Source organism: Gemmata algarum, assembly GCF_034097035.1.
GTDB classification, from domain to species: domain Bacteria; phylum Planctomycetota; class Planctomycetia; order Gemmatales; family Gemmataceae; genus Gemmata; species Gemmata algarum.
On record NZ_JAXBLV010000163.1, the window covers coordinates 1 to 271 of the forward strand.

The 271-nt window shown below is 50.6% G+C and carries 1 protein-coding gene; it reads left to right on the forward strand.

What is annotated here, in order from left to right:
- The coding region (locus R5W23_RS12635; protein ID WP_320686630.1) for a hypothetical protein at nucleotides 1–248 on the forward strand (248 nt) is incomplete at its 5' end.
- Nucleotides 249–271 lie beyond the last annotated feature (23 nt).

Consider the following 271-nt stretch of genomic DNA (forward strand, 5'->3'; position numbering starts at 1 on the left):
TGATGACCTCGAACAAGAAGTTCATTAACCCGGTCAAGAACGTCCGCGTCGAGTGGTCCGCACTGCCTAACGGAACGAAAGTGGTCTACACCGACTCATTTTTAACCGACACCACGGTCGGCACGGAAATTACCGATAAGGATGGGGTCGTGTGGGTTGTCCAAAAAGCGGTTAAAGGCACTGGGTATTTCCTCAATCACATCAAGAAGAAAGACGAGCCTAAAAAGGAGGAACCCAAGAAGCCCTAGCTGTCTTCATCGGGCACGAACAG